This is a genomic window from Nocardia noduli, from assembly GCF_019038455.1.
GTDB lineage: Bacteria > Actinomycetota > Actinomycetes > Mycobacteriales > Mycobacteriaceae > Nocardia > Nocardia noduli.
In genome coordinates, this window is record NZ_JAFMPL010000105.1 from 21,683 (window position 1) to 28,805 (window position 7,123).

The window sequence follows — 7,123 nt, forward strand, 5'->3', positions numbered from 1 at the left end:
GCGCTGGAGTCTGTGATCGGACGGGACGGCAGTGTGCGCCTGTGAGCGTTCGTTGGCCGACATGGATGTGGCGGTGTCGTGGTTGTGGCCGGGGGCCGGAATCGAGCGCAATCGCGCTGGTAGCGAGCGCCCGGTCGACGGGCAAGGCCGCCAGGCGCCTTGGCTGACGCCGGCGGCCTCGAATGGTCACGTGTTCGGCTAGTCGAAATTGACTGCTGCGCAACGGGATTAGCGGTGTCAGGTCTACGAGTCGTTGAACGTCGGGGTGAATCCGGGCGGGCTCCGAGCGGCCGCGGCCCTGGAAGTCGGTGTGAGTTGCTGCGAGTCGTTGGGGATCTCGAAGCCCCTGTTGTATCAGGGCGCTGCTTTCGTCTCCGCGAGCGATTCCAGTTGTGATGAAAGGTCGAGGTGCTGGACGGAGTATGGGTCGATGTCCAGTTCGTCCCAGGTGTGTACTTCGTATACGCTGGCGCGGCTGGCCTGGTCGACGACGTCGATTGCGAGTTTGCCTGCGCGGAGCAGTGACGGAAACTGCACGTGCCGGATGGCGGCCGGGTGGAAGGCGCCTCGCTCGTTTTTGACGGCCAGAAGCTGCGCCACGGCCTTTCCTGTCGAAATCGCTCCGACGAGCGTGTGGGCTGCCAGGAGTAGTTCGGTTCGTTTTTGTTCCAGCGGTGGGCTCGTCTGGTCCGAGGAATTATCGAATCGGTAGGTTTCGGTGGCGGTGTGGGTCCGGATGATTACCTCGGTCAGGATTGCGGTCAGTCCGGGGACGATGGTGGCGTTGCGGAGATTCCAGCCGTGTCCGGGGTGTAGGCCGGAGTAGGCGTGGAGTGCGAAATCTTTCACCGCTTCGTTGTGGCTGTTGTACAGCCAGGACATGCCCGGTACCGGCAGGCTCATCGGTGTGAGGAAATCTGCGGCCAGGTGCTGCATGATGCGCATCGCAGCGTCGACCACGCCGTCCACATCGGCGAATTGCCCGGACTTCTGCACCGGGATCCGTTGACCGAATTCCCAACGTGCACCCTCGAACTGGCCGTCCGCGACTTGTTGGAGGGTGGTGAAAAGTCGGAACAGGTCGTGGCCGCTGGATTTCACCCGGTGCGCTCTGCCGCCGAATCCCTTGCCCATGAAGTCGATCGGCAACCGTTTACCCGCTGCCTCCCAACGACGTACCCGTTTCGACTCGGCGAGACCTTTGAAACTATCGGTGATCTGTTGGTCGATCGCGCTGTCGAACCACACTGCGGTCGCTCCGACCAGCCCGGCTACGCCGACCATCGCGAGATCACGAGTCGTCCAGGGGATTCTCGCGCGGTTGCGCCAGTTGTCCAGCGCTTGCCGGTGCTCTTCGCTCAATGCCGCTTCGAGGTCGATCTCGGTCCAGGCCGCCCGGTCTCGAAGGTCGTCGTTGAATTCGGTGAGCTGCGCGTAGGACATGCCCGCCGCCGATACCGGCAGACTCGCAATCTGCGGTGTCTCGGCCAGCGCGGCGTCGGCTGCTCGGTGTGCTTCGGCGAGTCTGCGGGCGATCGAGTCGAGGTTGCGTTCGACGGAGTCGGTCATCAGCGGGCGAGTTCCAGATCCGAATCCGGGTCCGGCTCCGCATCGGCGTCGGGTTCGGGTAGACGGTCGAGCACGACTTCGATCGTTGTGGCAGCCTTCTCGGTGTCGGCGAGTTCGGCCCGGAGCGCTTTCAACTCGGCGCGGGCGTCGACGAGTTCGGCACGCAGGCGACCGACCACCGTGTGCAGGATTTTGTTGTTCTCGTCGAGTTCGCGGTTGTTCTTCTTCAACTCGGCGATCCGCTCGGACAACGCGGTCACCTTGCGTGCCAAGTCGTTTTGAGCCTGATGCAAACTCTCAACCACTCGTCGCATCTTCTGGTCTCGGTCCTGCTCGTCCTCGAGGAGGATTCGGGCGATGAGTCCGAGTTTGACTGCTTCCGCGGCGATGGTCGTGCTGGCGAGTCCGCTGTAGCGGGTGCCTATTCCGGCGACACCCGCGCCGGCCAGCCCACCGACACTGCTGACCAAGACAGTGCCGCCGAACATGCCGAAACCGCCCACTGCCAGCGAACCTCCACCCAGCGCGGCCAGACCCGCCGAGGACGCGGCTGCACCACTGAACCCCAACAGAGTGCTGCCTATGGCCGCCCCGACCGCGGGCGCGGCCATGCCGCCGGTCACGACACCGGCTGCCAACCCGACAGCTGTGGCCGCGGCAACGCGATCCCAGCGAATAGATTTGCGGTGCAGTTGTTTCGACACTACGTCGAGTTCGCGCCAAATCGCGGCGCAGTCACCCGGCCTGAGCCCGGGAAGTAGTTCGGCGACCTCGGTCGTGGCGGCACGGTGGGCCTTCGGTATCCGGCCGATGCCGTCGGTCCACGGATCGGAGACCATCAACTCCGCGAGCACGACGACCGCAGGAGCACGTTCGGTGATCTTCGCGGCCAGTGAGGGCGCTGCGGCGATGATTCGGTCGAGGTTCTCTTCCCAGCCCGGAGCCTGTGCCGTTGCGGGCGCGGTCGGGCGCTGGTCGTTTCCGGTCTCCTCCGCATCGACCGATGCTACGAAGCCAGCTAGTTGCTCGGTTCTGTGTGCTGCGGACTTCTCCCGGCGATCGGCCTGAAGTTCGGCGTGCATGATGCACACCTGTAAAGCACGCAGCGCGCGTATGTCGGATGGTTCCAGTCGCCACCTGTCGGCGTTGTCGGTGGTGTCGAATCCCTCGGCCATGGGCCCCCTTTCGAATGCGCATCACTCTAGAGTCCGCGTCCTGCCCGAGTTGGTATTTCGGCTGGGGGAGATGGTTGCGTGGTGTACTACGGATCGACTGCGGCCGTGCGACTCTGGCGCGGCGCGATCCCAGTCGTGCCTGTCAGTCGGCAATCTGCCGCTCGAACCCTGCATTCGTCTCGGCGGCCATGTAACGGTGTGGCTGCTGCGACGACAGTATGTGCAGTTCGTGGTCTACCAGTGATGTTCGATCCGCAGATGAGGGAGTTCGGTGGCACGCAGGGGGTTGTTGGCTGAACTGCAACACCAACATCGGCTGGCGCAACAGCGCCAGGTACAGCAGCAGCGCGCGGCGATGCGCGCGCACAACACGGCAGTGCGAGAGGCACAGCGGTTCGCTCGTGAGCAACAACGCGCGTCCGCCGCGTTCCAACGTGCGTCAGCCGCCGACCGCGCGGCTGCGGAACGCGCGGCGAAGGCTGCTCATATCGCCGCCCGTGAGGCCGAGGTCGTAGAGAAGAACGCGCTCCTGAACGCGACCTACGATGAGATCGACAACCTGCTCGCGGCAACTCTCGAGGTCGATGACTGGGTCGATCTGGAGTCGTTGCGCGAATCGCCGGGTGAGATCGCATTCGACCGGCCCGAACTGCTCACACCATCACCGACACCCGGCTACCACGATCTACCGCAACGCCCGATCTTCGTGGCACCACCGCCACCGACAGGTATTTCCGGCGCCCTGGGCGGCAACCGCAAGCATGCCGCTCAAATGGAAGCAGCGCAGCGGGAATACGCCGACCTCACCCAGCGATGGCAGCACGCCCTCGCTCAGACCTTCGAACTCAACGCCCAGATCAGGACGCGCTGGCAGGAGACAGAATCCGCTCGCCTCGCCGCACTGACCGACGCACGTCGACAACACGAGCAGATTGTCGCGCAACGTCGCCAAGAAATCTCCGAGTCGAACGCTGGCCTGGACAGTCTGATCTCAGGATTGCGGCAACGTCAGCCCGCCGCTATGGACGAATATGTCGGCATCGTTCTGGCGAACTCGGTCTACCCCGAAGCGTTCGAGGTATCCCATGAGCACTCCTTCGACGCCGAGGACCGAGAACTCCGCGTCACGGTCCTGGCACCCCATCCCGACGCCTTCCCGACTACGAAGGCATTCCGGTACAACAAAGCCAACGACGAAATCTCCGCGAGCCCGCTCCCAGCGGCAGAGTGCAAGCGTCGCTACGCATCCGCGGTCGCCAGGCTCGCGTTGCGCACAGCACACGAGGTGTTCGAAGCCGATCGTGAGGAGATCATCGACAGCATCGCGCTGACGGTCGCGGTCGATGCGATCGATGCGCTACCGGACACGACACCCGCGTCGACCTTGTCAGGCTGGCAACCGATCGTGCCGATTTCTTGCCGATCGACCTGTCTCGCGTAGAGCCTGCCGACACCCTGGCGCATTTGGCCGGTGCCATGTCCAAGAACCCCTACGGGCTGGTGCCCTTGGCGAACCACGGAGTACGCGGATGAGCGACCCACAAGAACAGATCATCGGACTGCGGAGAATGCTGGTCGTCAAGGAACGAGAATCCGCCGACCTGCAAGACAAAGTCCAGGAACTCACCGCACAGCTCAACGCCCGCCCTGTCGCCGCGCTCGCAACACAGCAGCCGCTGAGTGATCCGAGGGTCATCACGGTCGACGACGCGCTGGTACTGCAGGAAGTGGGAATCTACGAGTACCACCACCCGCTGGAAAACGCTGACAGTTACAAGCAGGCACTGACCGATCTCCGGCTGGCTATCCGGGAAGCGGTCAAGACCAGTGATGCCGTCGTCGTCGCCAACAAATTCAGCTTCAACAACTCCCTCGCAGAGGGGCGGCGACTGACGTCGGACCTGTCGAAACTGATGCTGCGAGCCTACAACGCCGAGGCCGAGAACTGCGTCCGCACCATCCGCGCCGGCAATCTCGACACAGCCAAACGGCGCCTGGACAAAGCGGCAACGGACATCGAAAAGCTGGGCGCTGCAATGCAAATGCATGTATCCCCGGCGTATCATGCGTTGCGGACCAAGGAACTCGAACTCACGGCTGACTACATGATCAAGGTCCAGGAAGAACGCGAAGCCGCCCGCGAGGAACGCGAACGTTTGCGTGAGGAACGCAAAGTCGAACAAGAACTCGCCGCCGAACGCGAGCGACTCGACAAGGAACAAGCCCACTACCGCTCTGTTCTGCAACGCCTCACCGAGGCAGGCCAGGACACGCGTGAGATAGAAGGCCAACTGTCCCGCATCGCCGAGGCCATCGCCCAGAACGATTTCCGTGCAGCGAATATCCGTGCGGGGTACGTCTACGTGATCTCCAACATCGGCGCCTTCGGACCCAACGTCGTCAAGATCGGGCTGACACGCCGACTCGAACCCCTCGACCGAGTCCGCGAACTCGGCGGCGCTTCGGTCCCGTTCCCCTTCGACGTACACGCGGTGTATTTTTCCGATGACGCGGTAAGACTCGAGAACGAACTGCACAAAGAATTTGGACCCAATCGGCTCAACCACGCCAACCCCAGGCGCGAATTCTTCTTCGCGACACCCGAAGAAGTCCGTAGAGCACTCGCCAAGAAGGTCGGCAACCTCCTCGACTACAACGCCTCGCCAGAAGCCACCCAATACTTCCAGTCAAGGCAGTCCTGGCCTGACATTCACCGATAACGTCCGATATCAGTAGCTTGTCATCGATCGTCCGGTGCTGTTGGCCGAGTTCGCAGGGGAGGGGTCTCGCACCAACCGATCGGGCTGCTCCGGGAGGCGGTCGGGTGCTGGCGTCGGAGCGCCGGTTTCGCAGAGGGGTATATCTAGGATCTGACCCAGATGTCCAAGTGCGACTGAGTTGTCGAGGGCTTGCTGATTGGGCACCCGCCCCGGTTCGGGCGATTCGTTAGGATACCGATCCTCGAACTCGACGGTTCTCGGCTACCTTGACGAGCGTTACCGAAGGAGATCAAATGCCCACGGGGGGAACATCACCTACGCGCCGGCGCCCGGGCTCTGTCGCGGGAAGGGGCCGGTCACTTCGTCCGCCGACGCCTCCCGCTGCCCAGGAATCGTCCACCTCAGCAGAGGATTCCCCTGCCCGATCGCTCTCGCGCTCGGGCAGGATTCTGCACTGGTCTGGATGGGCCAAACTCGGTGCAGCGCTGACAACGATAGCTACGCTCGCGGTAGCGGGCGGAACGGTCGGTGCCCTCTATTTCACCAATCAATCCCTTCGCGCGACCAACAACCAATATGGGCTCAGTCAACAGACCGCGGCCACCGACCGGTTCCGCCTGGCCGCCGAACAACTGGCCTCGGACAAGGTCAACGTCCGGCTCTCCGGCATATACTTGCTCGAACGCCTCGCAAGAGACTCGCCTGCCGACCACGCAACGGTCTTCGCGGTCATCGCGGCATTCGTACGCACCCAAGCCGCCGCGAACGACTGTGCGACCTGGTCGGCGGCGGCGCCGGTCGATATCCAGGCCGCGCTGACCGTCATCGGGCGACGTGAAATCACCCTCGAGCAGCCCACAGACCGTCCGGACCTGAGTCGCACCTGCCTCACTACGGCGGACCTGGTGGGTGCGAAGCTCGCCAACGTGAAGCTCGACTACGCCAAACTTGCCCAGGCAAGCCTGACCGACGCCGACCTGTCCGATGCCAGCCTCGCACGCACAAGTCTTGCCCACGCGAAACTCATCCGCACGAAACTCATCGGCGCGAATCTCGTCAACGCCGACCTCGCTGGCGCCGGGATGCTAGGGGCAGATCTTTCCAAAGCGGCTCTTGTCTGGGCAAACCTTGCCGGAGCGATCTTCTGGGGTGCGAGCCTCGCTGAAGCGAATCTCCAGAGCGCAAATCTCACTGGAGCGGACTTCAAGGATGCAAACCTACGGGGCGCGGACCTTTCTGGAGCGAACCTCACAGGAGCAGATCTCAGCAAAGCTGACCTGAGCGGCGCAAACCTCACCGAAGCGAATCTCACCGGAATTGTCTACGACAATCGCACTCGGTGGCCCATCGGCTTCACTCCATCGCCGTGAGTGTTCGCGCAGGGCACAGTGTCCAATTCCTGCGGAATTATCAAAGACATCGTTCTGTCTGCGAGACAGGCCACGGCTACATCCTTCGCGGTCTGCATCCACGAGAAATGTAGCCGTCGTGGGCCTATTTACGTAAAGTCGCCGCAGGAACTACGTAGGTATTGAGCGGTCCCCGATGACGAGACCACCCGGGAATAGAGTCGGGTGATTTCGTTCCGTGTTCAGTTGGTCCCGCAGGCCATCGGATGATGGGTGTGGGTGCAGGCCGCAGCGTACTCGGCCGGCGTGC

General features: G+C 62.9%; 5 protein-coding genes. 3 read left to right on the plus strand and 2 right to left on the minus strand.

Annotation, left to right across the window (positions count from 1 at the left end; translation table 11 throughout):
* Positions 1-354: 354 nt before the first annotated feature.
* A complete protein-coding gene (locus tag JZ792_RS34170) occupies positions 355-1,569 on the minus strand; it encodes a hypothetical protein (protein ID WP_216917030.1) in 1,215 nt (404 codons plus the stop codon).
* On the minus strand, positions 1,569-2,744 hold the full coding sequence (locus JZ792_RS34175) for a coiled-coil domain-containing protein (protein ID WP_216917031.1): 1,176 nt from the start codon (positions 2,742-2,744) through the stop codon (positions 1,569-1,571). The genes JZ792_RS34170 and JZ792_RS34175 overlap by 1 nt, the downstream gene beginning before the upstream one ends.
* 271 nt (positions 2,745-3,015) lie before the next feature.
* Here JZ792_RS34175 and JZ792_RS42400 point away from each other — a divergent pair, with 271 nt between their 5' ends.
* From JZ792_RS42400 to JZ792_RS34190, 3 genes are all read left to right on the plus strand, one after another.
* The gene (locus JZ792_RS42400) at positions 3,016-4,185 is read left to right on the plus strand and encodes a hypothetical protein (RefSeq protein WP_254190736.1); all 1,170 of its coding nucleotides are present in this window, start codon (positions 3,016-3,018) and stop codon (positions 4,183-4,185) included.
* A gap of 127 nt (positions 4,186-4,312) precedes the next feature.
* The gene (locus tag JZ792_RS34185) at positions 4,313-5,464 is read left to right on the plus strand and encodes an SNIPE associated domain-containing protein (RefSeq protein WP_254190737.1); all 1,152 of its coding nucleotides are present in this window, start codon (positions 4,313-4,315) and stop codon (positions 5,462-5,464) included.
* A gap of 293 nt (positions 5,465-5,757) precedes the next feature.
* Positions 5,758-6,834 carry a pentapeptide repeat-containing protein gene (locus JZ792_RS34190; protein ID WP_216917033.1) on the plus strand — a complete coding sequence of 359 codons (1,077 nt, stop codon included), beginning with the start codon at positions 5,758-5,760 and terminating at the stop codon, positions 6,832-6,834.
* The last annotated feature ends 289 nt before the right edge of the window (positions 6,835-7,123 follow it).

Excerpts from the sequence above, each read along its gene's own strand:
- JZ792_RS34170 (WP_216917030.1), bottom strand. The coding sequence starts at position 1,569 with ATGACCGACTCCGTCGAACGCAACCTCGACTCGATCGCCCGCAGACTC.
- JZ792_RS34175 (WP_216917031.1), bottom strand. The coding sequence starts at position 2,744 with ATGGCCGAGGGATTCGACACCACCGACAACGCCGACAGGTGGCGACTG.
- JZ792_RS34185 (WP_254190737.1), top strand. The coding sequence starts at position 4,313 with ATGCTGGTCGTCAAGGAACGAGAATCCGCCGACCTGCAAGACAAAGTC.
- JZ792_RS34190 (WP_216917033.1), top strand. The coding sequence starts at position 5,758 with ATGCCCACGGGGGGAACATCACCTACGCGCCGGCGCCCGGGCTCTGTC.